At 69.3% G+C, this 23,801-nt stretch carries 20 protein-coding genes; 8 read left to right on the plus strand and 12 right to left on the minus strand.

What is annotated here, in order from left to right; translation table 11 throughout:
- The first annotated feature begins 15 nt into the window (after positions 1–15).
- Both O7605_RS13520 and O7605_RS13525 read left to right on the plus strand, forming a co-directional pair.
- Positions 16–1,263, plus strand: a complete 1,248-nt coding sequence (locus O7605_RS13520) for a ricin-type beta-trefoil lectin domain protein (RefSeq protein WP_269739505.1) — start codon at positions 16–18, stop codon at positions 1,261–1,263.
- A 129-nt stretch (positions 1,264–1,392) separates the two neighbouring features.
- Positions 1,393–2,136, plus strand: a complete 744-nt coding sequence (locus O7605_RS13525; RefSeq protein ID WP_269739506.1) for a hypothetical protein — start codon at positions 1,393–1,395, stop codon at positions 2,134–2,136.
- 52 nt (positions 2,137–2,188) lie between these two features.
- Here O7605_RS13525 and O7605_RS13530 read toward each other — a convergent pair whose 3' ends face one another.
- Entirely contained in the window at positions 2,189–2,788 is a 600-nt protein-coding gene (locus O7605_RS13530) for a TetR/AcrR family transcriptional regulator (protein ID WP_269739507.1), read from the minus strand.
- 78 nt (positions 2,789–2,866) lie between these two features.
- Between O7605_RS13530 and O7605_RS13535 the strand changes: the two genes are divergently transcribed.
- Both O7605_RS13535 and O7605_RS13540 read left to right on the plus strand, forming a co-directional pair.
- Positions 2,867–3,793 carry an alpha/beta fold hydrolase gene (locus tag O7605_RS13535; protein ID WP_269739508.1) on the plus strand — a complete coding sequence of 309 codons (927 nt, stop codon included), beginning with the start codon at positions 2,867–2,869 and terminating at the stop codon, positions 3,791–3,793.
- 174 nt (positions 3,794–3,967) lie between these two features.
- Positions 3,968–4,795 carry a DUF72 domain-containing protein gene (locus O7605_RS13540; protein ID WP_269742626.1) on the plus strand — a complete coding sequence of 276 codons (828 nt, stop codon included), beginning with the start codon at positions 3,968–3,970 and terminating at the stop codon, positions 4,793–4,795.
- Positions 4,796–4,838: 43 nt separating this feature from the next.
- Here the strand turns inward: O7605_RS13540 and O7605_RS13545 are convergent, their stop codons facing one another.
- Positions 4,839–5,846, minus strand: coding sequence for an alpha/beta fold hydrolase (locus O7605_RS13545; RefSeq protein ID WP_269739509.1), 1,008 nt, complete (start codon positions 5,844–5,846; stop codon positions 4,839–4,841).
- 54 nt (positions 5,847–5,900) lie between these two features.
- Here O7605_RS13545 and O7605_RS13550 point away from each other — a divergent pair, with 54 nt between their 5' ends.
- Positions 5,901–6,494 carry a TetR/AcrR family transcriptional regulator gene (locus O7605_RS13550; protein WP_269739510.1) on the plus strand — a complete coding sequence of 198 codons (594 nt, stop codon included), beginning with the start codon at positions 5,901–5,903 and terminating at the stop codon, positions 6,492–6,494.
- A gap of 46 nt (positions 6,495–6,540) precedes the next feature.
- On the opposite strand, the gene O7605_RS13555 is transcribed toward O7605_RS13550, so the two are convergent.
- From O7605_RS13555 to O7605_RS13580, 6 genes are all read right to left on the minus strand, one after another.
- The gene (locus tag O7605_RS13555) at positions 6,541–7,350 is read right to left on the minus strand and encodes a metallophosphoesterase family protein (protein WP_269739511.1); all 810 of its coding nucleotides are present in this window, start codon (positions 7,348–7,350) and stop codon (positions 6,541–6,543) included.
- Positions 7,351–7,398: 48 nt separating this feature from the next.
- Positions 7,399–8,313 carry a hypothetical protein gene (locus tag O7605_RS13560; RefSeq protein WP_269739512.1) on the minus strand — a complete coding sequence of 305 codons (915 nt, stop codon included), beginning with the start codon at positions 8,311–8,313 and terminating at the stop codon, positions 7,399–7,401.
- A 99-nt stretch (positions 8,314–8,412) separates the two neighbouring features.
- Positions 8,413–11,103, minus strand: a complete 2,691-nt coding sequence (locus O7605_RS13565; RefSeq protein WP_269739513.1) for an RICIN domain-containing protein — start codon at positions 11,101–11,103, stop codon at positions 8,413–8,415.
- 148 nt (positions 11,104–11,251) lie between these two features.
- Positions 11,252–12,694, minus strand: a complete 1,443-nt coding sequence (locus tag O7605_RS13570; protein ID WP_269739514.1) for an RICIN domain-containing protein — start codon at positions 12,692–12,694, stop codon at positions 11,252–11,254.
- Positions 12,695–12,737: 43 nt separating this feature from the next.
- Positions 12,738–14,102: an endo-1,4-beta-xylanase gene (locus O7605_RS13575; protein ID WP_269739515.1), complete on the minus strand. Its 1,365-nt coding sequence runs from the start codon at positions 14,100–14,102 to the stop codon at positions 12,738–12,740.
- 487 nt (positions 14,103–14,589) lie between these two features.
- Entirely contained in the window at positions 14,590–15,210 is a 621-nt protein-coding gene (locus O7605_RS13580; protein ID WP_269739516.1) for a DUF4760 domain-containing protein, read from the minus strand.
- A 136-nt stretch (positions 15,211–15,346) separates the two neighbouring features.
- Between O7605_RS13580 and O7605_RS13585 the strand changes: the two genes are divergently transcribed.
- A complete protein-coding gene (locus O7605_RS13585; RefSeq protein ID WP_269739517.1) occupies positions 15,347–16,585 on the plus strand; it encodes a PQQ-dependent sugar dehydrogenase in 1,239 nt (412 codons plus the stop codon).
- Positions 16,586–16,703: 118 nt separating this feature from the next.
- Here O7605_RS13585 and O7605_RS13590 read toward each other — a convergent pair whose 3' ends face one another.
- The 4 genes from O7605_RS13590 to O7605_RS13605 are packed head-to-tail and all read right to left on the minus strand — an operon-like array spanning position 16,704 to position 20,942.
- Positions 16,704–17,666 (minus strand): aldo/keto reductase, encoded by a 963-nt coding sequence (locus O7605_RS13590; protein ID WP_269739518.1) that lies wholly within the window; start codon positions 17,664–17,666, stop codon positions 16,704–16,706.
- Positions 17,667–17,717: 51 nt separating this feature from the next.
- Positions 17,718–18,866 carry a glycosyltransferase family 4 protein gene (locus O7605_RS13595; RefSeq protein ID WP_269739519.1) on the minus strand — a complete coding sequence of 383 codons (1,149 nt, stop codon included), beginning with the start codon at positions 18,864–18,866 and terminating at the stop codon, positions 17,718–17,720.
- A gap of 26 nt (positions 18,867–18,892) precedes the next feature.
- Positions 18,893–19,882, minus strand: a complete 990-nt coding sequence (locus tag O7605_RS13600; RefSeq protein ID WP_269739520.1) for a UbiA prenyltransferase family protein — start codon at positions 19,880–19,882, stop codon at positions 18,893–18,895.
- Positions 19,883–19,910: 28 nt separating this feature from the next.
- Positions 19,911–20,942, minus strand: coding sequence for an NAD-dependent epimerase/dehydratase family protein (locus tag O7605_RS13605; RefSeq protein WP_269739521.1), 1,032 nt, complete (start codon positions 20,940–20,942; stop codon positions 19,911–19,913).
- 443 nt (positions 20,943–21,385) lie between these two features.
- Between O7605_RS13605 and O7605_RS13610 the strand changes: the two genes are divergently transcribed.
- Complete coding sequence (locus O7605_RS13610; RefSeq protein ID WP_269739522.1) at positions 21,386–22,555, plus strand: endonuclease/exonuclease/phosphatase family protein; 1,170 nt, start codon at positions 21,386–21,388, stop codon at positions 22,553–22,555.
- A 202-nt stretch (positions 22,556–22,757) separates the two neighbouring features.
- Positions 22,758–23,783, plus strand: coding sequence for a glycosyltransferase family 2 protein (locus tag O7605_RS13615; RefSeq protein WP_269739523.1), 1,026 nt, complete (start codon positions 22,758–22,760; stop codon positions 23,781–23,783).
- Positions 23,784–23,801: the final 18 nt, after the last annotated feature.

Consider the following 23,801-nt stretch of genomic DNA (forward strand, 5'->3'; position numbering starts at 1 on the left):
CGAGGAGATTCCATCGTGGACGCCATCTCCCGCAGCCTCCGCCGGGCAGCCGCCGCCCTGGGTGCGGCCCTCGTCACCAGTGCGCTCCTGCTACCCGTGCAGTCCGCACCGGCCGCCGCCGCGATCGGCGGCCTCACCTGGCAGGACGAGTTCAACTCACCGGCCGGCACCCCGGTCGACCAGTCCAAGTGGCGCTTCGACATCGGCGGCCACGGCTGGGGCAACAACGAACGGCAGTACTACACCAACAGCACCAGCAACGCGGTTCACGACGGCCAGGGCAACCTGGTCATCACCGCCCGCCGGGAGAACCCGGCCAACTACCAGTGCCACTACGGCCGGTGCGAGTACACCTCGGCCCGACTGCTGACCGCGGCCACGTTCACCCAGGCGTACGGGCGGTTCGAGGCACGCATCAAGATTCCCCGGGGGCAGGGGATCTGGCCGGCGTTCTGGATGCTCGGCAACGACTTCGGCAACGTCGGCTGGCCGGCCTCCGGCGAGATCGACATCATGGAGAACGTCGGGCGGGAGCCGAACACCGTGCACGGCACCATCCACGGTCCGGGCTATTCCGGCGGCGGCGGGATCACCGGCAGCCGCACCATCGGACAGCCGCTGGCCGACACCTTCCACACCTACCGGGTGGACTGGGAGCCGAACATCATCCGCTGGTACCTCGACGGGTCGGAGTTCTTCCGGGTCGACCCGAGCCGGCTCGGCGGTAACCGCTGGGTCTTCGACCACCCCTTCTTCATGATCCTCAACGTGGCGGTCGGCGGCAACTGGCCCGGCTACCCCGACGGCAGCACCCAGTTCCCGCAGCAGATGCTCGTCGACTACGTCCGGGTCTACGGCCACGTTCCGGACGGCAACACCGGCACCACCCGGATCCGGGGACAGCAGAGCGGCCGGTGCATCGACATCCCCGGCGCCAACCCGGTCGACGGAGCGCCGCTACAGATCTGGAACTGCAACACCACCGCCGCACAGGCGTGGACCTTCGCCGCCGACGGCACCATCCGCGCGATGGGCAAGTGCATGGACCCGGCCTGGGCCGGCACGGCCAACGGCACCGAGGTCAACCTCGTGACCTGCAACGGCAACCCGGCACAACGATTCACCCTCAACGCCGCCGGCGACCTGGTGAACCTCAACGCGAACCGCTGCGTCGACGTACGCGACAACAACCCGAACAATGGCGGCCGGCTGCAACTGTGGGACTGCGCCGGCACCCCCAACCAGAAGTGGTCCCGAGCCTGAGACGACCGCCCACGAAGGATCGGTGGGCTCACCGCCACGCCCGGCGGTGAGCCCACCGGACGGGACACGCGTAAGAGTCGGTGACAGGCGGGTAGTAACCCGTGCGGTCATCGATGTACGGGAGGCGACGTGGAGAACGCTCAGGCAGCCGGCGGACGACGGATGTGGTGGTGGATCGGTGCGGCCGTACTGGTCATCGTGGTGGTGGTGGTCGCCACCTGGACGTGGGTGTCGGTCCGGGGCGACGGCCGTGACGGTCACGTCGTCACCGGCGCCGTCGGCGACCTGCGGGAGGCCACCTTCGTCCTGCTCGACGGTGCCGACGTGGTCAAGGTGCGCACCGCCGATCTCGGCGACGACGCGTACCGGGTGTCGACCCCCCGCGACGCCAACGTCCGGCCCGCGGTCTCCCTCACCGACGGCAGCCTGCTGACCAGCCTGCGCGGCACCGACCGGAACGGCCCGGCGGTCGTGGAGGCGGTGCTGGCCGAGTCGGTCCGCTGGCACGTGCGACTCAACGGTGGCGCCAAGGAGCAGCACCTGGACCTGCGCGGCGCGCGGGTCGGCGACGTCGAGTTCACCGCCGGCGCGAACCGGGTCGAACTGACGCTGCCCGCACCGGAGGGCACGCAGCGCACCCTGCTCGGCGGCGGCGCGAGCCAGATCGTCGTCCGCCTGGCCGGCGACGCGCCCGTGCAGGTACGCGCCGGTGGCGGCGCCGGTTCGGTCACCATCGACGGCACCACCCACTCGGGGGTGGCCGGCGGCACGACCTTCACCCCGCCCGAGTGGGACACCGCCACCGACCGCTACGACATCGACGCGACGGCCGGCGTCAACACCATCACCGTCGAACGCGTCGACGCCGGCTGAGCATTCGCAGACACGGTCAAGCCGGCCCGCGCGTCGCCGCCGATCGGGTACGTCAGATGCCGAACACCTGGTTCAGCTGATAATCCAATAGCTCTATCGCGGCCTGCGGCCCGCGCATGTTCGCCATCACGCTGTCGGCCAGGCCGGTCGCCAGGGCCAGCAGGTTGCCCGCCTCAGCGTCGATGTCGCGACCCGGGGGAAGCTCACCACTCTGCTGCGCGTCGGCCAGCAGCGCCCGGAGCATCCCTTCCAGCTCGCCGGAACCCCGGGTGTAGGAGAGTTCGGCCAGCGCCGGATCGGTCAGGGCCAGGGCGTGGTAGGCGGCGAAGACGGTGTACGAGGCGCGTTGCTGCTCGTCGACGGGGATGAGCTGCACCAACCAGGCGTACAGGCGGTCGCGGACACCGGCGGTCGCGCTGGCCTCCAGCCCGGTGTCGATCCGCCGGCCGACCGCCTCGGCCTGGTGTTGCAGCCCCGCGAAGAGCAGTTGCTCCTTGGTGTGGAAGTAGTACTGCACGGTGCTGACCGAGACGCCCGCCTCGGCCGCGACCGTCCGCATGCTCGCGGCGTGCAGACCTCGACTCGCCGCGATGTGCAGGAGCGCGGCGACGATCAGGGCCCGCCGTTCCTCGTGGTCGGCCAGCTTCGGCATGCGCCACATCACCCTTCTCGCTTTGGTGGTACGACTGTACTGTACTATCGTACTACCAAAACGCAGAGGGGAGGCCCGGTGACAGCCACCAGAGATCCCGGCGTCGGACGGTTCGCCAACGACCAGGCGAGGGAGAAATTCCTCCAGGCGTACGAGGTGGCGATGCGGTCCTGGCCGCAGCCCCGACAGGAGTTCGACGTCGAGACGAGCTTCGGCACCGTCCACGTGCACCACCACGGTGCCGGGCCGGGCGCACCGGTCGTCCTGCTGCATGGCGCCCAGGGCAACTCCTCGAACTGGTACCCGCAGGTCGCCGCACTCGGCGAGCACCATCCGGTGTACGCGCTGGACACCATCGACGACCCGGGACGCAGCATGCAACGGCGCCCGGTGGCAGGCACGGCCGAGAGCGCCGCCTGGCTCGACGAGACGCTCGCCACCCTCGACCTGAGCGATGTTCACCTGGTCGGGATGTCGTACGGCGGCTTCCTGGCGCTGGCCGCAGCCGTGCACCGACCCGACCGGTTGGCGTCGGTCACCCTGCTCGACCCGGGCGGCCTGCAGAAGGTCCCGTTCAGGTTCTACGCCAACATCATCGCGGGCGCCCTGGCCACGATGGCGCCACGCCGCACCCGGGCCTGGTTCGCCCACCGGCTCGCCAACCACGCGCTGATCGAGTCTCCGGAGCAACTGGCGCCCATCATGATCGCCGCACGGCACTGGCGGACCCAGCGTCCTTCGGCCCGCCGATTCGACGACGAAGAACTGCGGTCGATCCCGGTACCAGTGCTGCTGCTGGTGGCCGGGCGCAGTTCACTGCTGCGGCCGCACGAGGCGGTGGCCCGGGCCCAAGCACTGATTCCCTCGGTCCGGGCGGAGATCGTGCCCGGTGCTGGTCACGGTCTTCCGCTGGAGCGTCCAGAGCTGGTCAACCAGTGTGTCCTCGACTTCATCGCCGGCAGCACATCGGGCGACGCCGCCGGACGTGACCAGCCCGATCGGTGACGGTGCGGGGCTGCGTGGGGCGACCCGCCCGGGCTCGTTCCGACGCCCGCCCGCCGTCCGACAACCAGCCTCCGGCTACGGTACGTCCGATCGCCCGCTGCTAAGCGGGAACGACTGCGGTGTACCGAGGCTGGAGGGGCCGGCGTGGCCATGCGACTGCACGTCGGGTGTGCGATGTGGACCCATCGGTCGTGGCAGGGCAGACTGCTCCCCCATCCCCTGCCGGCGCAGGAACGCCTGCGGCACTACGCCAGCTGGTGCGATGCGGTCGAGGGCAACACCACCTTCTACGCCACACCGGCCCGCGAGACGGTCGCCTCCTGGGCGGAGCAGACCGGACCCGACTTCCGCTTCGTGGTCAAGCTGCCGAAGGTGGTCACCCACGAACGCCGCCTCACCGACGTCGACCAGCCGATGCGCGCCTTCCTCGACGCGATCGAGCCGCTCGGCTGCCGGGCGTACGCCCTCTGGGTGCAGTTGCCCGGCTCGTTCGGCCCGGATGACGTACCCACGCTCGCCCGGTTCCTGCGCCGCCTGCCCGCCGCGCACCGACCAGCCGTGGAGGTACGCGACCCGGTCTTCTTCACCGACCCCCGCGCGACCCGGCTGCTGGAGACGACGCTGGCCGAGACGGACGCCGAGTGGATCCCGTTCGACACCACGGCGTTCTTCACCGACCCGCCGACCAGCGACGCCGAGCGGGACGCGTGGACGAAGAAGCCCAGGATGCCGCTGCGTACGGTCGCGCTCACCGACCGGCCGATCGTCCGTTACCTCGGCCGGGACGACCCGGCGCGCACCGTCCAGGGCTGGCGGCGCTGGGTGGACGCCACCGTGACCTGGCTGCGCGAGGGCCGGTCGCCGACCGTCTTCGTCCACACCCCGGACAACGCCGACGCGCCGACGCTGGCCCGCCGCTTCCACGACGAGGTACGCGCCCGGGTGCCGGAGCTGGACCCGTTGCCCGAGCCGATCCCGGTCGAACCCACCACCCTCTTCTGACAGACTCCCGGCCCCGGCCCCACGGACCGCTGCCGCACCGCATTCAGGAAGCCTGCGCGATGAAGCCGGTGACATCCTCGGCGATCCGTTCGGGCTGCTCGCCGTTGACAGCATGGGAGGCGCCCGGGTAGAGCCGGACCGTGCCCCGGGGCAAAGTTTGGCGTGCGGTCTCGGCGGCCGACTGCGGGTCGTGCATCACCGATTCACCAGCGATGATCGCCAGGACCGGCAGGTCGAGTCGACGGAGTCGTTCCTCGCTGATCCGGGTGGGCTGCGGCAGCCGGAGCTTGTAGTGCTGCATGCCGGCTTCGATCATGTCGGCGACCGGCTCGTCCTCGACCGGGGCGCCACCGGCAGTGTAGGAGTTGAAGCTGTCCCGCCACGACCTGGGCAGCCAGGGCAGCGCGGCCGGGATGGACCGCACGATGGTGCCGAACGGCAGGTCGCCGAAGACGTGGACCGGGTCGATGAGGGTCATCGATGCGATGTGCTCCGGTCGGTGCAGCGCGAGGTTGACCGCGGTCCAGCCCCCGATCGAGAGACCGACCAGGTGAAACCTGTCCGGTGGGAGCGCCTGGAGGGTCTGGTGCAGCCACTCGGCCTGCGCCGCGTCGGTGTTGATCGGGCGGTTCTGCACGCTCATGCCCGGCTCGCCGAGCAGGTCGACGGTGTAGACGTCGCCGATCGGCAGCAGCAGCGGCAGGTTGTCCGCCCAGACCGGGGTGGCCGAGGCGCGCCCGGGCAGCAACAGCAACGGGGTGCTCGTACCGCCGCCGTCCGCCGTGCCGGCGAAGCGGTAGACGCGGACGATGCCGAAGTCGGTGCGTACGTCGATGGTCTCCGCCGGGTCGGGCAGGGCGGCGAAGGCCTCCGTGTAGGCCCGGAGGAACCAGTCCTGCCCGTCGGCGCTGTCCCAGTGGCCGATCGGAGCGGGCTGGCGGATGGCGAAGGTGACCACCAGTGCGATCAGTGCGAGCCCGGCCAGGACCAGGCGCAGCCATCGTGACCTGGGCCGCAGCCGGTTGAGAACCTTCATGATTCTGGTCCGCACCACACACTCCTAACCGATCGGTAGATTTTTCGACCGTACGGTAGAATCTGGCGGGTGACAAGGAGACGAAAGGGCGCGACGGGCGAACTGACCCTGATCGAGCGCGCCCGCCGCACCCAACTGATCGAGGTCACCATCGAGCTGGTCGCCGACCGGGGTTACGCCGGTGCCTCACTGGCCGCCATTGCCGAGCGCGCCGGCATCACCAAGGCCGCCGTGCTCTACCACTTCCCCACCAAGGCCGCCGTCGTACGCGCCGCCCACGAGCACGCCCTCGCCGCCCTTGTCGCAGACGTCGCCGCCGCGGTCGAGGCCGCCGACCCCGCGAACCGGCCCGCCGCGTACGTCAGGTCGATGGTGGGACACCTACGGGAGCATCCGCGACACACCCGCATGATCATCGAAGCGATGGTGCACGAGAACGATGGCCACGATCCGGCCGCCCGTTGGCGTCCCCTGGCCCAGCTCATCGATGCGGCCCGGCTCGCCTGCGGCGCCAGCGGTGACATCGACACGCGTACGACGGCGATCATCGTCGGGGGCGGCATCGACGCCATCGTCGCCGAGCAGCTCCACGACCCCGACTACGACACGGCAACGGCCGCCGAGCACCTCGTCGACATGCTCGACACGACGATCTCGCGGTGACCCGGGCTCACTGTCGCCGTGTGTACGCCCCGTGGTGCCGGACCGGTCACGCGGTCGGTTGAAGTGGCCTCGGCCGCCGGTGGTACTTCGGTCCGTCCGGAGCATGCATCTCGCCCCGGTAGACGCCGTGCCGCAGCTCGGAGACGTACCCCGCCAGCTCGGGCATGCCCATCCGGGCCGCCACGGCCAGCTCCGCCTCGACGTCGTACGGCACGCGGACGAACTGGATCGAGAACGGCGCGTCGAACTCCGCGTCGACGACACCTTCGAGGATCACGTAGACCGGGGTCGGATCGTCCATCGCGTTGCCGACGCTGCCGGTGTTGAACAGGGTGCGGCGCTCGCGGTCCACCTCGTAGAACGGATCGTGCGTGTCGCCGTAACCCACCACCGAGGGCTCCGGCCCGTCGCCGGTCGCCGGGGTGTTGGCGAACATGCCGAGGAACTCGGCCTCGTCGTGGTCGAACCGCACCCGACGGTGCACGGTCGTCGCCGACGCGTGGAAGAGTCGCACCCGCCGCCCGCTGAGCAGGAAGTCGTGGCTGAACGGCAGGCCGCGCAACCAGTCGCCCTGGCCGTCCGCGAGCTGCGCCAGCCACCAGGCCAACGCCTCGCTGTCGTAGGTCCGATCCGGGTCGGGGAGGAAGTCGTCCCAGTTGCCGAGGATGTTGACCTCGCACCGCTCCCGGCAGACCTCGATCACCTCGCGACCGCGCGGACCCTTGCCGACGTAGTCACCGAGGTTGAAGATCCGCTCGATGCCGCGGGCGTCGATGTCGGCCAGCACGGCCTCCAGCGCGGTCAAATTGCCGTGGACGTCGGAGATCAGGGCGATGCGGTCGAGGGGGCGGGCCACCGGCCGATCGTAGCCGCGGCGATGCCGTGGGTGGGTACGGCGGCCCGCCTACAACCAGCCGACGTCGCGCAGTTCGGCGAGCAGTCGCGGGTCGAGGTCGTCCGCTTCGAGTACGTCCCCGGCCGGTGGCGGTTCGATCGACAGTCGCCGACCGAACGAGTGGTAGAGAAGCTGCCACTCACCGGCGCCCGCTTCCACCTGATCGAAGTGCAGCGTCAGGTTCGTCAGCCGACCCTGCGCGTCGAGGGTGGCGTCGAACGGCACCATCGTGTTCGTCCCCGACAATTCTTCACGCAGCTCGGCGGTCAGCTGTGGATGCCGGCGTAGGTCGAGGACACCACGAACGGCTCGTTCGGTGACGAGCCGCAGCTCGACCGACGTCTTCACCAGTTCCTGAAGGTCGTCCGTCGCCTGCGTACCCATGAAGATCGAGGAGTCGTCACCCAGCAGCCGCGGCAGGTCGACCGCTAGCCACCTCTCGGGAGGCGCCCCGAAGCCGAAGAACCGCGCCCAACTCTCGCCGTCGACGGTCTTGATCTCGACCCACTGGAAGTGGCCGGGTTGCCGAATGGGGAAGTGGATGCTCATGTCGCTGCGGCGCCTGGCCGGATCCACCGTCATCTCGACTCTCGTACTGACCGAAGCTCCCTCGACGTCCCGGCGTGTGATGGTCAACCGGGTTGAGTAGGTGTCCTGGCCGACCTTCTTCGCACCCTCGTGCAGCCACGTGTGGAGGTCCTGCTCCGCCGCGCTCACCGACGGGCTCGGAGCGGACGCCGGCGAAGCCGCGTCGGCGCAGCCGGCCGCCAGGGCCAGCGCGACGGCCATACCTGCCGCCACGGTCAGCCGGCCCACCGCGCGAACACCCGATCGCCCCGACAGCCCGCCCGACCCCGGCCACGAGCTGTTCACCAGGTTCTCCATCCGATCCCGCTTCATGATCGGCACATGGTGCCAGCTCACCCGCGCCTCGTCCAGGGCGTCGGTCTCCGCGCGCGCTGCGCTTCTCTGACGCCGGAGGGGTCAGGCACCGCCGGTGCCTGACCCCTCCGGTTGCGGCTCTCAGCTGCGTCGACTCCACTGCTGGTTCGCGCCGCCGTTGCAGGACCAAAGAATGATCTTCGTTCCGTTGGCGGTGGCGGCGCCGTTGGCGTCGAGGCACAGTCCGGACTGGGCGTTCGTGATGGTGCCGTTGGCGTTGACGTTCCACTGCTGGTTGAGACCGCCGTGGCAGTCCCAGATGATGACCGTGGTGCCGTTGGTGGTGCCGGCGCCGTTGGCGTCCAGGCACTTGTTGCCGTACACGGTGAACTGCTTGCTCGCGGTGTAGGTCCAGCGCTGGTGCGAGCCGCCGGCGCAGTCCCACAGTTGCGTCTGGGTACCGTTCGTGCTGGTGGCGCCGGGAACCTCGAGGCAACGGCCGGACTGGCCGCCGACGAGCTGCGTGTCCGGCGTACCGCCGGTGCCCTGCCGCCGGACGAGCGACTTCGACTCGGCCGACCGACTCCCCTGGGCGTCGACCACGTAGAGCCGGTAGTCACCCGACGCCGTCGGCACCGCGATGGCGGTGGCGTTGCCGTCCGCCCTGGTCATCGTCGGACCGGCGGCGAAGGTGGTGGTGCCGGCCGGGGCCAGCCACAGCGACCTCGTCGGGTCACCGCTGCTACGAATCGGGATCGAGGACGTGCCGCTGCCGACGAACGTGCTCGCCGGCAGGACGTAGTCCTGCATCGGCAGGTTGCGCGGCTGGGTGATGTCCCGGAAGGAGTCCTGGAGCCCGGAGTTGACCGCGATCCCGTAGGCCGCCGCCGGCCAGACGTAGTCGGCGGAGACGAGGATGTCGTGGATGGTGCTGTTGGGCAGGTTCTTGTTGGAGACCTTGTTGATCGGCCCGTACGTCTGGGTGATGCTCAGGTCGTGCTTACGCCCGAAGTCGTCTGAGTTGATCATCCAGGTGATGTTCTTGTCCACGCTCAGGACGTTGTCCCGGAAGGTGATGAACGCCGAGCCCTCGTCCGGGTGGAGCCCGTACTTGTGGCCGGCCGGGACACCTTGGAAATAGTTGTCGTGGATCGTGGTGCCCGGCTGGCTGCCCAGCGTGTAGATGGGCGCCGTGTCGCTGAGTCGCTGCACCGTGTCGATGATGTGGTTGTGGCTGATGGTGTTGTTCTTCGCCGTGGTGGTGGGCCGGTTCGGCGCGATCGACCCTGCGGAGCCGTCGAAGTTCCACCACCCCCAGCCCATCGTGATACCCGCCCAGGGCGCCTTCTCGATGCGGTTGTGCTGCACCGTCAGGGTGTCGGCGAAGTACGCCGCGACCGCGCCGTGCCCGTTGAACAGCACCGCACTGTCGTGGATGTAGTTGTTCCTGATCTCGATGTTCTTCGGCGGCCCTTCGACCTGCGGCGGGTACTTCTCCCGGTTGCTCGACGTGTGGTCACCGATGAAGACGTGCTGCGGGTGGCCGACGCTTATCGCCGTTCCGGCGATGTCGTTCGTGTAGTTGCCGATCAACTGGGTGTTCGTCACGTCGTTGACCAGGTTGATGCCGTCGGCTCCGGTGTGCGCGATCCGGTTCCGCTCCAACCGGATTCCGCTGGCGTTCTGCAGGTGGATGATGCCGGGGGTGACGTCGACGTTGCGGTAGTAGTAGACGTGGAAGTTGCCGCGCGCGTACGCCTGGGCGCCGAGATTGCCCTGCTGGGCCTGCTTGTACACGGAGCCGGCGACGTTGAACAGGTTCCAGTCGGAGTGCCGCACGGTGAGCCCCGAGAACGTGATGTCGCGCGCCTGGTTGCTGGTCGAGGTGCCGGCGACCCGCAGCACGGTGGTCACGTTGTTGGGGGCGAAGACCGACGCGGTGGACATGTTGTCGGCGCCGGCCTTGTAGTAGTACAGCGTCCGGCTGGTCTTGTCGAAGTAGAACTCCCCGGGGGTGTCCAGGAACTCGTAGGCGTTCATGACCTTGTGCGAACCGTTGATCTGCGCGTTGCCGTTGAACGCCCCCTGGGCGATGGCGGCACCCGGCTGCTGGAACAGCGCGACGCGGCTCCCGCCCTCGGTGGTCACCTGCCGGACTCCCACGATGGCCGTGGTCCAGGTGGTGGCCGTCTCGATCTCGATGTCTTCCTGATTCTGGGAGATCGCCGGGAAATCGGCCGTACTGTATCTCGCGCCTGCGCACTGCGAGCCTGATTCCCAGGCCCAGTCGGCCTGTCCCGCGGTGATGGTGTACGTGCCGTGACAGCCCGCCGAGGTGATCGTCTTGGCCGCCATGTGGGCCCGCTGGCCGTTGACGTAGAGCGCCCGCAGCTTGTTGGCCCGGTCGAGCGGGGCCTTCCAGATGTTGCCGCTGTGCTGGGTCCAGCCGGTCACCTGCACACCGGCCTCGAGCACCGGCGTCTCGTTCGGGTACGCGGAGTAGATCACCCGATGGCCGTTGGTGCCGGAGTCACCGGCCCCGAACTCGATCGTGCTGCTCACCGGATAGCTGCCACCGCGAAGGTAGACCTGGATGTCGCCGGTCATGCTCGCCGTCTTCGTGCGGACCACGTCCCGCGCGCGCTGAAGCGTCCGGAACGGCGCGGCGAGCGTGCCGGGGTTGGCGTCGTTCCCGTTCGGTGCGACATGGAGCGTCTCCTGGACCGCGGCCAGGGCCGGCGCCTGATCTGCGATCACGGCCGGCAACGCGGCGGAGACGAACACCCCCAGCGCGAGTAGGCAACCTTTCCCGGCATGGACGACGGATCTCATCTCTTCTCCCTCCACGTCCGCGACGGCCCGTGCCCCGCCGAGGCGATGCGCCTATGCGCGCGACAGTCGGACCGTCCCGGAAGCCATTGACCTACCGCGCCCGCCGAGTCGGTACGGACGGCACGGACCGTTGCTGATGAATGCCGGGTCAGGCGGTCTGCACCTGCCACTTCTGGTTGTCGCCACCCCAGCAGGCCCAGAGCTGCACCTTGGCCGTGGTGGTGTTCACGTCCAGGCAGAGCCCGGACTGCGCGCCACGGATCGTGCCGTCGCCGCCGACCGTCCACCGCTGGTTGTCGCCGCCGTTGCACGCGTACGTGCCGACGACGGTGCCGTTCGTGGTTCCCCGGTTGTACGCGTCGAGACACCGCTGGCCGGCGAGGGCGGTGAGCTGCCCACCGGCCGCCACGGTCCACCGCTGGGCGGCGCTGTCGTTGCAGGCGTACACCTGGACCTGGATGTTCGCGGTGGTCGCGCCGGGGATGTCCAGGCACTGCCCGGTGCCGACGTTGCGCAGCCGGCTCACCCGGTCCGGGGTGCCGCCGTCGGTCAGGCCCCAGGCGTACCGGAGGCGGTCGAGTCCGCTGGCGTTGGGGGTGCTCAGGGTCAGGTTGGTGCCGGTGCCGTGCAGCTTCTGCATGGCGTACCAGTCGTCGCCCTGACCGGCGGTGACCTTGCCGCCCAGACCCGGCCAGTAGATCGAGCCGATCCGCAGTTCCCGCAGCACGTCGGTGGTGGCGCGGAAGTAGCGCACGAAGTTGTCGGTGCTGGTGGTGTCGTGGTAGTTGAGCCCGGTGTCCATCGGCGCACCGAACTCGTCCATGACGGTACGGGCGGCGCAGGAGCCGATCGCGTCCCGCAGGAACGTCACCCACTGGTCGTAGGTCTTCGCGCCGCTGAAGAAGGTGTAGTGGTGCAGCGACACGATCGTTCCGTCGAGCCGCCGGTCGGCGCACATCGACCTGATGTCGGTGTTCAGGCCGGCGCCGCTGACGAAGACCCGGTGGCGGGGGATCGCCGGACGGGCGGTGAGCCAGTTGTTCACCACGTTGGCCCAGTCCGCGGCGCTGTGCCCGCCCGGCTCGTTCATCGGCTCGAAGTACACCAGGTCGTTGCCGCCGTACCTGGCGACCACGGTGTTCCACATGGTGTCGAAGGCGGTGGTGTCGACGATCCGTCCGCCGCTGGCGGCCACGCCGTCGTCCCAGTAGGAGAGGACGACCCGGAGACCCTTCGCGGTGGCCGCGTCGATCGCGCCGGTGTACGCGTTCCACCAGCTCGTACCGACGGTGTAGGTGTTGATCGGCAGCCGGACCGTGTTGGCGCCCAGGTTGGTCTGGAAGCCGGTGTAGATCGCGTTGGCCTTGGCCAGCACGGTCGCGTAGCTGTCGGAGCTGTTCAGCCCGTGCAGGACCAGCGGGCCGCCGTGGAAGTTGTCACCCAGCCTGGCCCAGTTGACCCCACGGAACTGGCTGGTGTCGGCGGCTGCCGGTGCGGCAGCCGCGAGCACGACAGCCGGCACCGCAACGAGAGTGGCCAGGGCGCAGGCGAGCATCCGGCTCAACGAGCGGTTCGGGCGGAATCTGACCATCGTCGTTCCCCTCTGTGCGGTGCCGACTGTCGCGCTCATCAGCTCAGGCCCGAGCCCAGCGCTGGTTGGCCGCGCCGTGGCAGCTCCACACGATCACCGCGGAGCCGTTGGCGGTGGCGGCGCCGTTGACGTCCAGGCACAGCCCCGTCTGTGCGTTGCTGATCGTGCCGTTGCTGTTGACGTTCCACTGCTGGTTCGCCCCACCGTGGCAGTCGTAGATCTGCACCCGGGTGCCGGCGGCGGCGTTGTTCGGCACGTCCAGGCACTTGCCCATCACCTGCAATGCCCGCCCGTTCTGGGTGAACTGCTGGTTGGCGTTGCTGTGGCAGTCCCAGATGATCATCTGTGCGCCGTTCGCCGAACTCGCACCGTTGACGTCCAGGCACCGGCCGGACCCCTCGTTGCGGAACCGGTTGCCGGTCGGGGTCGGGGTGCTGCCGCCGTTGAGGGCGTCGAGGACCGCCGTGTACGCGGGCTTCTTGTTGCCGGCGCAGTCGAACAGCAGCGCGTTGTCGCCGCCGCGCCAGGAGTCACAGTCCCGTACGCCCCACACGGTGATGCCGGTGCAGCGCGAGATCGCCAGGCAGGCGCGGGTGACGGCGCCGTACATGTTGGCCTGGTTGCCGCCCTGGGTGATGTCCAGTTCGGTGATCTCCACGTCCACGCCCAGGTCGGCGAAGCGCTGGAGGTTGGCCTGGTAGTCACCGGGAAGCGTGGTGCCCAGGTGGGACTGGAAACCGACGCAGTCGATCGGCACGCCCCGGGACTTGAAGTCCCGGACCATGTTGTAGACGCCTGTCGACTTCGCGTTGATCCCGTCGGTGTTGTAGTCGTTGTAGCAGAGTTTGGCGTTCGGGTCGGCCGCGCGGGCAGCGCGGAACGCCGCCTCGATCCAGTCGTTGCCGGTGCGTTGCAGGTTCGAGTCCCGCCGGCCGCCACTGCCGCCGTCGGCGAACGCCTCGTTCACCACGTCCCAGGAGTAGATCTGCCCCCGGAAGTGGCTGGCCACCTGGGTGACGTGGTTGATGGCGGCGTTGCGCAGGTCGCCGCCGGAGAGGCCCTGCGCCCAGCCGGGCTGCTGGGCGTGCCACAGCAGGGTGTGCCCGCGCACCTTCATCCCGCGCGAGCGGGCGTGGTTGACGATGCGGTCACCGGCGCTGTAGTTGAACACGCCCCGCTGCGGCTCGGTCGCGTCCCACTTCATCTCGTTCTCGGCGACCAGGCTGTTGAACTCGCGGTTCAGCACCGTCATGTACGTGTTGTCGTTGAACTTGTACGTGCCGACGGCGGCGCCGAAGTAGCGCCCCTTCTCCGCCGCCGAGGTGCCCAACGTGGTGCCCGCGTTGGCGGCACCGCTGGGCACCAGGACCGTGCCGGCCACCAGCAACCCCACCGCCAGCGCGCGCATCGTTGCCGTGGTCGACCACCGTCGTCGCGGAGATCTGCTCGGATGTACGAGATTCCTCATGTGTCTCAGCACCTTCCAGAGTCGCGTCACTTCGACGAGTTAGCGCTAACATCGCCCGGCGACTCAGGTGCCCATCGGTGCAGACCACAGGAGACGAGAGAACGCTACACATCGATGGCAGTGAGATTGCCACAAAGTTACGGGGCGCTCAAGAAGTTCAGCCCAACGTCCGGAAAAAGACCAGCTAAGACGGGCACGTCGGACCGACCGGTCAGCCCGACCACCACACTGTCGATCGATGGCGGTAGCGGGTCAGAGATCCACACCGGTGCGGCACGTCGACTGCGCCATCACCGTCACGCGCAATGTGTACGTGAACATCAGCCACTCTGATCCGCCCTGCGGACGAGCAGGCGCCGGCCAGCGATGCGTGGCGCGCACCGATCCGACCTCCCCGGCCCACCCGGGCCGGTGGGCGCGGTGGTCGTCAGACGGAGCCCGCGGAACCGACACCGCGTTCACCGACCGGATCGGCGGCCGGCGCCGGCCCAGCCGCGTCGCCCGCCCCGGTCACCAGACCCAGGCTGGCCGGGTAGCTGCCGAACCGGCGTAGGCGCAGCTTGCGCACCGCGACCGGCCACGGCGTCTCGGTGGCGAGCACCACGAGATGCTCGAAGTTGGCCAGATACGACTCACCGCGCGCTGCCCGCTCGGCGAGGATGTACGGCTCCAGCACGCTCCACGCCTCTCGGGCGCGGAAACCACCCGTGCCGATCAACAACGCCGGGTCGACGACGCCGAAGGCCAGCATCTGGCCCAGGCCGTTGTAGTACAACGCGATCCGGTTCACGTGCTTACGAGCCTCGGGCGGCAGGTCGCTGACCCGCAGACCGGGCGGACAGCTCGCGCTCAGCTCGGTGAGCACGAACTGCTGACTGTCCAGGAAGGCGTCGCTCATCCGGTCCCGGGTGAGCAGCTCGATCGCGACCAGGGTGTGGTTCGCACTCTGCGACAGCCGCAGTTGCCGGAGCGCGAAGAACACCGAGACACCGACGGTGATCACCGAGACCGCGGCCACGACCGCGTTCGTCACGATCGCAACATCCATGGCGGTCATCGCACGAAGACCACTCCACCGGCCACCGGTTCCGCGCCGCCAGCCAACGCATCGATAAGAGTTGATGTAGTGTTGGTCGCGCTCCCAGCCTGCGTACTCCCCATCACCTGCTCAAGGAGCTGAGAACATGTCGCGACCACGTTGGCGTCCGGTACCCGTACTGGCCGGCCTGCTCGTCCTGGTCCTGTCCGCGCTCCTGTCGGCGGCGGTCGCCGGCACCGCCACGGCCGGCGCGCCGCGCCCCGGCAAGGTGCCGCTCACCGAGCTGACCGTGGTCTCCGAACAGGTGGCCTTCGGTCTGCGGCGTCCGATCGCGCTCACCGGGCTGCCGGACGGCCGGATGCTGATCGCGGAGAAGAACGGCACCGTCCGCGCCTACCACCCGGACACCGGCCTGGCGGCCGAGCCGGTGCTCGATCTGACCGCCCGGGTCGACACGTCGGGCAACGAACGCGGCCTGCTCGGCATCACCCCCGCGCCGGACTTCGCGCGGACCGGGATGCTCTACGTGGCCTACACCAGCCTCCCGGACGGCGCCCTGACCCTGGCGCGACTGCCCGTCGACGCCCCCGAGCGGCTACAGGTGCTGCTCACTCAGGAACACGCCGAGTACAACAACCACAACGGCGGACAGGTCGCGTTCGGCCGCGACGGCTACCTCTACTGGTCCCTCGGCGACGGCGGCCACGCGAACGACCCGTACAAGGCCGGTCAGGACCTCGGCACCCTGCTCGGCAAGATCGTCCGGATCGACGTCAACCGCAGCTGCGGCGCGAAGCCCTACTGCGTACCCCGGGACAACCCGTTCGTCCGCAACCGCGACGCACGGCCGGAGATCTGGCTGTACGGGCTGCGCAACCCGTGGCGGTTCTCGGTCGACAAGCTCGACAACTCACTGTGGATCGGTGACGTCGGTCAGGGTCTGGTCGAGGAGATCAACCACATCCGCCCGTGGCAGGGCGGCGCGAACCTCGGCTGGTCCTGCCGCGAGGGCACCCCGGTGTTCGACCCGGAGCAGTGCCGGCCAGGCGTGAAGTACACCGACCCGGTCTTCGAGTACGAGCACTACATGACCGAGAGCTGCTCGGTGACCGGCGGTGTGGTGTACCGAGGCTCCGCCACCCCGGAAGCCTGGGGCACCTACGTCGCCAGCGACTACTGCTCGACCCTCGCCTTCGCCGTACGCCCCAGACCGTGGGGTGGCTACGAGAGCGCCATCATCGGCAACTTCCCCATCCAGCCGACCGCGATCGACGCCGACGTGCACGGCGAGCTGTACGCGCTCAGCGACCTGCCGGGCTGGCTGAGCCGGATCCGGTTCGAGCGCGTCCAACCGGCCCCGAGCAGCGAGCCAGCGAACCGCTGAACCTGGGCGAGGGCCGGCGGCACCCGCAGATCGTCGTCTGTGCCGCCGGCCCCGCCGCCGCACTGGTCATCGCACCGCGCGGACGCCTTTCCGGCACGCTGCCCGGCTCACCGTTCGCTCAGCTCCGCAGGTCGAGCAGGGCCTTCCGTTCGACCTCGGTCAGCGGGCCACGGGCCTCGGCGGCGAGGCACTCCGCCAACTCGGTGCGGTTCTTGACGCCGAGCACCACGGTCGCCACGCCGGGGACGCTCAGGGCGTACCGGTGGGCCAACGAGGCGGGCGACTCACCGAACTCGGCGGCGAGCGCGCGGAACCGCTCCGCCCGGGCGAAGTCGACCGCGACCGGGGCGTCGTCGTCCACGGACCGGTCGATCTCGCCGGTGAGCGCTCCCGCCGCCACGGCACGGATGGCGATCACCGAGACGCCGTCGGCGACCGCGGCTCGGCGGATCTCGTCGTTCCGAGGCTCGGCCGACGCGCCGAGCAGCCACATGTCGCCACTCAGATCAAGGGCGTTCACCACCGCCTGGACCGCATCCGGGCGCGGCTGCTGGTGCATGGCGTCGATCACGGTCTGCGGGTGGCCGACACCGGTCAACCCCCAGGCCCGGATCTTGCCCTCGTTGCGCAGCCGTTCGAAGGTGGGCACCACCTGGTCTCGGTACAGCTCCCAGCCGAGTGTCCGGGGAGTGGGACCGGTCCAGCCCTGCGGGTGCAGTTGAGAGTGGAGCAGGAAGAGATCCAGCTGCTCGCGGCCGAGACGCTCCAGGGTGGCGTGCAGGCTGCGGATCATCTTCGCCGGGAGATCGCCGCCGTCCTGCTCGGGCAGTTCGATCTTGCTGGTGACCAGGACGTCCGCGGCCGGAATGCCGCGCAGCGCGGCACCGGCGACGTTCTCGGCCGCGTAGCCGTCACCGTAGGTCGGGGCCAGGTCGAGCATCGTGACGCCACCGTCGACGGCCGCCCGCACGGTCGCCACCGCCTCGGCGTGGTCGGTCGCCCCCCACACACCGCCGATCCCGCCCCCGCCCAGGGTGAGCGCGCTGACCGTGCCGAGACGACCGAAATCCCTGCTGTGCATCTACACCTCCGTGACGGAACGTGGCTGCCATTCTACTGATCGGAACGCCACTCACATCAATGCGCCGGACCGCGCCCCATGGACCCGGAACAGCGCCGCGTACCGGTCCAGGCATCCCTCCACACCGAACTCCTCCAGGGCCCGCTTGGCCCCCTCGCGTCGGGTGTCGGCGTCCCAGCTGAGCACGTCCAGCAGCGCCACCCGTAGCCCGGCCGGGTCCCGCGGTTGGACGACCCTTCCCATCCCGGTCGCCAGGACCGGATACCGGCCGCCGGGCAGATCGGTGGTGACCGACGGGATGCCGCACATCATCGCCTCGGCCTGTGCGATGCCGAAGGACTCGGCGACGGAGGGCAGGGCGAAGGCGTCGATGGAGGCGTAGAAGTCGTTGATCTGCCGGCCACGGAGCAGCCCGAGAATCCGGATCCGGGGATCCCGTTCGGCGGCCGCCCGGATCCGGTCGATCACGCTTCCGCCCGCGACGGTCAGATAGTCGCCGCCGAGCAGCAGCCGCGCCTCGGGATCCGGGATCTCGGCGAATGCGGCCACCAGGTAGTCCAGGCCCTTGTCCGGCACGATCCGGCCGAGGAAGCCGATGTGCGGGCCGCCGGTCTCCCGGAACGCCGCCTCCCCACCGCGCCGGTCGAGGCAGGGTGCCGGAATCGCGGACCGCTGGCTGGACCGCAGGATCGACCAGAGCTCCGAGTACCGCGCCTGGTCGTCGCTGTTGACGACGACGGCGTCCGAGCGGCGCAGCGTGACCCGCGACGACACCCGCACCGCGGCCATCGCCGCCCGGGTCACCAGGGTGGGCGGCAGCCAGAGGTCGATGTGGTAGGTGGTCACCACCGGCACCCGCAGCGGCAGGGCAGTGATCAACGCTCCCTCCAGCATGGGCAGATGCAGGTTGACCACCCGCGAACGTCGGGCGACCCGGCGCACCAGGGCCGGAAAGCCGGGGCTGACCGGGCCACGGCCGATCGAGGCGACCACCGGGCTGCGGTAGACGTCGACGCCGTTGCGGCTCTCCCGCAGCGGAAGCGTCGGGTCGTGCCGGACGGCGACCACCGCCACCCGCCAGCCCCGCCCGGCAAGGCCCTCGGCGAGCACCCGGGCCACCTCGGTCAGCCCGCTGACGTAGGGCGAGTAGTAGTTGACCGCGACGCAGAGGTCGTACTCGTGGGAGTCTTTGCTGCTCACGCTCTTCTCCAAGGGGTGTCGATCGGTTACCAGACGTGCCAGGTGCCGGCCAGCATCGCCTGCGCCAGCACCGCGGCCCAGAGGCCGAGATTGACCAGCAGCGCGCGGTCCCGGACGAGGTCCTCGACCGGATCGCCGCGGGAGCCGCCCATGGCGATCATCTGCAGGTAGCGGTGTACCGCGAACGCGGCGAACGGGAAGGTCAACCCGGCGGTGACCGGCCCGTACGGCGGGGTCTGGGTCCAGACGAAGGCGACGTAGCCGATCAGCGCCGCCACCAGGTTGACCACCACCATCTGGTCCAGGAAGTGCACCGAGTACGCGCGCAGCGCCGGCCGGTGCTCGCCGGCCTCACCGCCGGCGGCCGACAGGGCGGCCAGTTCGTGGCGTCGCTTGCCGAGGGAGAGCGCGAGGCACGCGCAGTAGACCCCGATCAGCAGCGCCGGATGGACGGCCGCGCCGACGGCGATGGTGCCGGCGAGCACCCGCAGGACGAATCCGATGGAGACGACCGACACGTCGACCAGGGGCTGGTGCTTGAGTGCCAGGCAGTACCAGAGGTTGAGGGCGAGGTAGCCGGCGACGACCACGCCGGTCAGGGCAGGTAGCAGGGCGGCCAGGGCGGCGGTGCCGGTGAGCAGGCCGACGAGGAGTACGACAGCGGCGGTCGTACTCACCCGCCCGCTGGCCAGTGGACGGTTTCGTTTGACCGGGTGCAGGCGGTCGCGCTCCCGGTCCCTGAGGTCGTTGAAGACGTACACGGCCGAGGCGGCGGCCAGGAAGCTCAGCAGCGTGCCGAGCAGCGGCACGATATGCGTCACCGTGGCGCCGGGGGCCGCGACGAGCGGCGCCGCCAGCACCAGGCCGCCCTTGACCCACTGGCGGGGTCGCAGTAGGACGAACAGTCCGGTGACGCGGGCCAGCGGTTTCAGCGCCTGCACGGCGACGGCCGGGTCGACAGAGACCACGGGCAGGTCCGACGAGGTGGGGGTCGGGACTTCCAGGGCGTGATTCATGGCGGACCTCTCCTTGCTCCGTGGAGTGTCAGAACAGCGCCTTCGCCAGGCTCAGGGCGCCCTGCTTCCAGGGGTCGCGGTGCGTACGTCCGGCGCTGCGCCGCGTTTCGGCGGCGTTCGCCCGCCACCACTGGTACGTCTTCAACAGCGCCTGTTCGTTGCTGAACCGCGGGTTGAAACCGAGCCGCTGCGTCGCTCGGTCGATCGAGACGTACGAGTCCCGGGTGAGCTTGTGCACGAGTCGCTTGTAGACCGGGGAGAGGCGCGTCGCGGCGAGCACGCGCAGCACGGTGACGGCGGGCCCCACCGGCATGGCCAGGACCCGCCGGCCGTGGCCGGCGGCGTCCAGGACGGCCTGGAAGTCCTCCCGTAGGGTGCGGAACTCGCGCGCGCCGATGTTGAACGTGTCGTTGGCCTTGTCGTCGGGCGCCTCGCAGATCAGCTGGATCGCCGCGCAGAGGTCCTCGACGTCGAGCATCTGGGTGGCGACGTCGCCGCCGCCGATCAGCGGGAAGTGCCGGCCCTCGTCCGCCCACTCGAAGAGCATGGCGAAGAGACCAAGACGCTCCTCGCCGAGGAAGGTCTTGGGCCGCACGATCGGGGCGCAGAGGCCCTGATCGCGCTGCCGGAGCACGGCGGTCTCGGCGCCGAGCTTCGCCGCCGAGTAGGGGTCCACCGGTTCACACGGGTAGTCCTCCGGGGTGGGGCAGTCCCGGGGCAGCCCGTAGACGGCGGTGGACGAGATGTGCACGAACCGGTCCACACCGGCCCGCCGCGCCGCGGCCAACGCCGCCCCGGTGCCCTCCACGTCCACCGATCGGATCTCCGCCGCCCGATGGCTGGGCAACGCGGCGGCGGAGTGGATGACCACGTCCGCGCGGCGGAAGGCCCGGGTCATCGCGTCGACGTCCCGGACGTCAGCCCGGACGAAGCTCGCCCGCCCTCGCACCCGGGGCGCGAGTGGACGGATGTCCACTCCGGTCCACGTCACTCCCGGCCAGGGGCGCGCCAACAGCGCGGTGCCCAACATGCCTGCGGCTCCGGTCACCACAACGTGCACTTCCACCTCCCGTTTCGAAGAAATGCCGCGCTCTCGACGGCAGTGTCACGACTGCACAGCGGCGACGTTTCCGGCATTCACCGTCATTGGATATTTACCGGCCGACCATCCATCGGTCACCGTTACCGACCAATCGGGCCGGTCCGCCAAATGCCCGGCAAGTCGCATACCCGACCGACCAGCCCCGCCGCGCCGACGTCGGCTCCGTGCGAGCGTCGATAGGCTGCGCGTGCTCCATCCGGCGGCTCCGTCCTCGGTGGTGAATCCGGTATTAGCACTCGTGACGCTAGTGAGTGACGATTGCCCCCTCCTTGGTGTCCGGAACAAGCTTCGAGCAAGGTGCCGATCGATACCTTTTTCCCGGCCGGTACCGACCTCGGCGGGAACCGGAGCCACGTAAAGGAGTTGCGATGACGGAAGCGGCAGCAAGAACGACCGCAATAATGGACGAAAAGGATCCGGAGCTGTCGCCGGGGCCTTCCGGCCGGTCCCGGCGGGCCCGCTGGGGGGTACGCCTCGCGGCCGTGGCCTGCGTGGGCTGGCTGGCCGTCGTCGTGCTGCACCATCTGCTCAGCGCCCGGACCTACGTGTGGGGACCGGTGGACCTGCTCCCGCCGATCGTCTGGGCGGCGGTCCCGGTGGTGCTGCTACCCGTCGCCTGGCTGGCGCGACCGATGCGCAGGCGGCTGGTCGGGGCGGCGCTGCTCGCCCTCGTGCTCGGCGTCGGCTACAGCGGGATCAACTTCGCGACGGTGTTCCACACCCCGCCACCGGCGCCCGCCGACGCCGTCAAGGTGGTGACCTGGAACACCGAGTACTGGGACCAGGACCGGCGCAACGGCGGGGAGCAGCGCACCACCACGGCGCAGTTCTACGACTTCCTGCGGGAGATGGACGCCGACGTCTACATGCTGCACGAGTACGCCAACGTCGACGACTCGCTGGTCGACATCTTCGCGCAGGCGTACGAGATCGACCAGACGGCGCAGTTGAAGGCCGCGTTCCCCGGCTACACGATCGTCCGCGAGGGGCGCAACGTCACGCTCACCCGGCTGCCGGTGGTCGGGCATGCGTGGCTCGACTCGCAGCCGTACCTGCCGGACGACCTGAAGCCGGTGCCGCCGGCCCTCGTCGACCGACCACTCTTCTACACGTCACAGGCGCTGCGTACCGACATCCGGGTCAACGGCCAGGTCGTGTCGTTCTACAACTCGCACATCTTCCAGCCGCCGGTCCGGATCCTGCTGCTGCGCAGCGACGATGACCGCAACATGTTCGAGATCGACCGGTTCAACTTCGAGATTCGGCAGGCCAGCTACCAGGCCATCGCCGCCGACCTGGAAAAGAATCCGAACCGGGCGGTGATGGCCGGTGACCTGAACACGTCACCGTCGATGAATCTCCTCGACATGGTCTCCGACCGGCTGGTCGACCAGAGCAGGGCGCTCTCCTCGCTCTACCCGGTCACCTGGCCGGTGGGTGACAAGCCGCGAATGTGGCGTATCGATTGGCTCTTCACCACTCCGGACATCAAGGTACACAGTTACGATCTGACCCTCCCCAATGGCTTGTCCGACCACAAGGCCCAGCAGTTCGTCATCTCCGCACCCTGACGAGATGAGCGTCACATTGGCGCAGAACACGCGGTGGCGGGGCATCCCGAGCATTTAACCAGCATGAAACCGATCGACAGTTGTCTACCGATGTCGATCAGGCACTAAGGTGGTCGACGGGTCTTCTCGATGACGAGAAACCGACGAGTAGGTGCGTCGTCCACCTCCCAGCGCAGCCGAATTCCCTGCCCGAGGAGCATCAATGAAGCCCGCCCACGCGCCACTGGTGTCAGTGGTAATCCCCTGTCACAACAGCCGGAAGACCATCGCCCTGAGCGTGCTCTCGGCATTGCACCAGACCCACCCGTCGATCGAGGTCATCGTCGTCGACGATGCCAGCACCGACGACACACCGGAGATCGTCAGAAAGCTCGGTTGCCGGCTCATCGAACTGACCGACAATGTCGGTGCCGGCCCCGCGCGCAACCGCGGCATTGCCGCAAGCAGCGGCGACATCCTCTTCTTCCTCGACTCCGATGTGGCCCTCGCCCCCGACGCGGTCGCCAACGCCGTCAAGATCTTCGAGGAGAACCCCTCCTACGGAGCCGTCTGGGGCGTCTACGGCGACCGTCCCCTCGTCGACGACGGCGTGGTGGAGTGGGTGCAGGTGCTCTACGGCCACTACCGCGCCACCCGCAAGCTCGGGCCGGCCCGGACCGGCCACTTCGCCAGCGGCGCCGTGCCCCGCCGGGTCATCGACGACATCGGGGCGTTCGACGAGCGGCTGCTCGGCCAGTACGCCAACGAGGACCACGAGTTCAGCCTCCGGATCGCGGAGCACTACCCGGTCACCCGCACCCTGTCCGTGGTCGGCTACCACGACGACGACGACCAGCTGTCCTCGATCCTGCGGAAGCTCTATCGGCGGGCCGGCTCACTGGTTCCCCTGGTCCTCAAGCAACGCGACCTGAAGCCCGAGCGAGAGGCCACGCACCGGCCCGCCGAGGTCGCGGCCGCCTTCCTGGCCACCACCAGCCTCCCCCTGGTGCTGGTCTCCCCCTACCTGGCGGCCGTTCCGCTCGCCTTCCTGACGTGGTTCATCGGCGTCGACCTCCCCCTGTTGAACTACGTCCGACGCACCGCGGGCTGGCGGATGGTCCCGCCGAGCGCGCTACTCAGTTTTCTGTACAGTCTCGCGATTTCCGCGGGGGCGTTGAGTGGTGGCCTGCGCTACCTGCTCGACGCACGCTTCCGACAGAGGTACCGGACGCCGGTCGGCGTCCATTAGCACACCGGCCGGTGTCAG

This window comes from Verrucosispora sp. WMMA2121 (genome assembly GCF_027460185.1).
Lineage (GTDB): Bacteria > Actinomycetota > Actinomycetes > Mycobacteriales > Micromonosporaceae > Micromonospora > Micromonospora palythoicola.

Coding starts and splice junctions, on each gene's coding strand:
- O7605_RS13565 (WP_269739513.1), bottom strand. CDS start 11,103: ATGAGATCCGTCGTCCATGCCGGGAAAGGTTGCCTACTCGCGCTGGGG.
- O7605_RS13610 (WP_269739522.1), top strand. CDS start 21,386: ATGGACGAAAAGGATCCGGAGCTGTCGCCGGGGCCTTCCGGCCGGTCC.
- O7605_RS13570 (WP_269739514.1), bottom strand. CDS start 12,694: ATGGTCAGATTCCGCCCGAACCGCTCGTTGAGCCGGATGCTCGCCTGC.
- O7605_RS13590 (WP_269739518.1), bottom strand. CDS start 17,666: ATGCACAGCAGGGATTTCGGTCGTCTCGGCACGGTCAGCGCGCTCACC.
- O7605_RS13575 (WP_269739515.1), bottom strand. CDS start 14,102: ATGCGCGCGCTGGCGGTGGGGTTGCTGGTGGCCGGCACGGTCCTGGTG.
- O7605_RS13585 (WP_269739517.1), top strand. CDS start 15,347: ATGTCGCGACCACGTTGGCGTCCGGTACCCGTACTGGCCGGCCTGCTC.
- O7605_RS13540 (WP_269742626.1), top strand. CDS start 3,968: ATGTGGACCCATCGGTCGTGGCAGGGCAGACTGCTCCCCCATCCCCTG.
- O7605_RS13580 (WP_269739516.1), bottom strand. CDS start 15,210: ATGGATGTTGCGATCGTGACGAACGCGGTCGTGGCCGCGGTCTCGGTG.
- O7605_RS13615 (WP_269739523.1), top strand. CDS start 22,758: ATGAAGCCCGCCCACGCGCCACTGGTGTCAGTGGTAATCCCCTGTCAC.
- O7605_RS13600 (WP_269739520.1), bottom strand. CDS start 19,882: ATGAATCACGCCCTGGAAGTCCCGACCCCCACCTCGTCGGACCTGCCC.
- O7605_RS13530 (WP_269739507.1), bottom strand. CDS start 2,788: ATGCCGAAGCTGGCCGACCACGAGGAACGGCGGGCCCTGATCGTCGCC.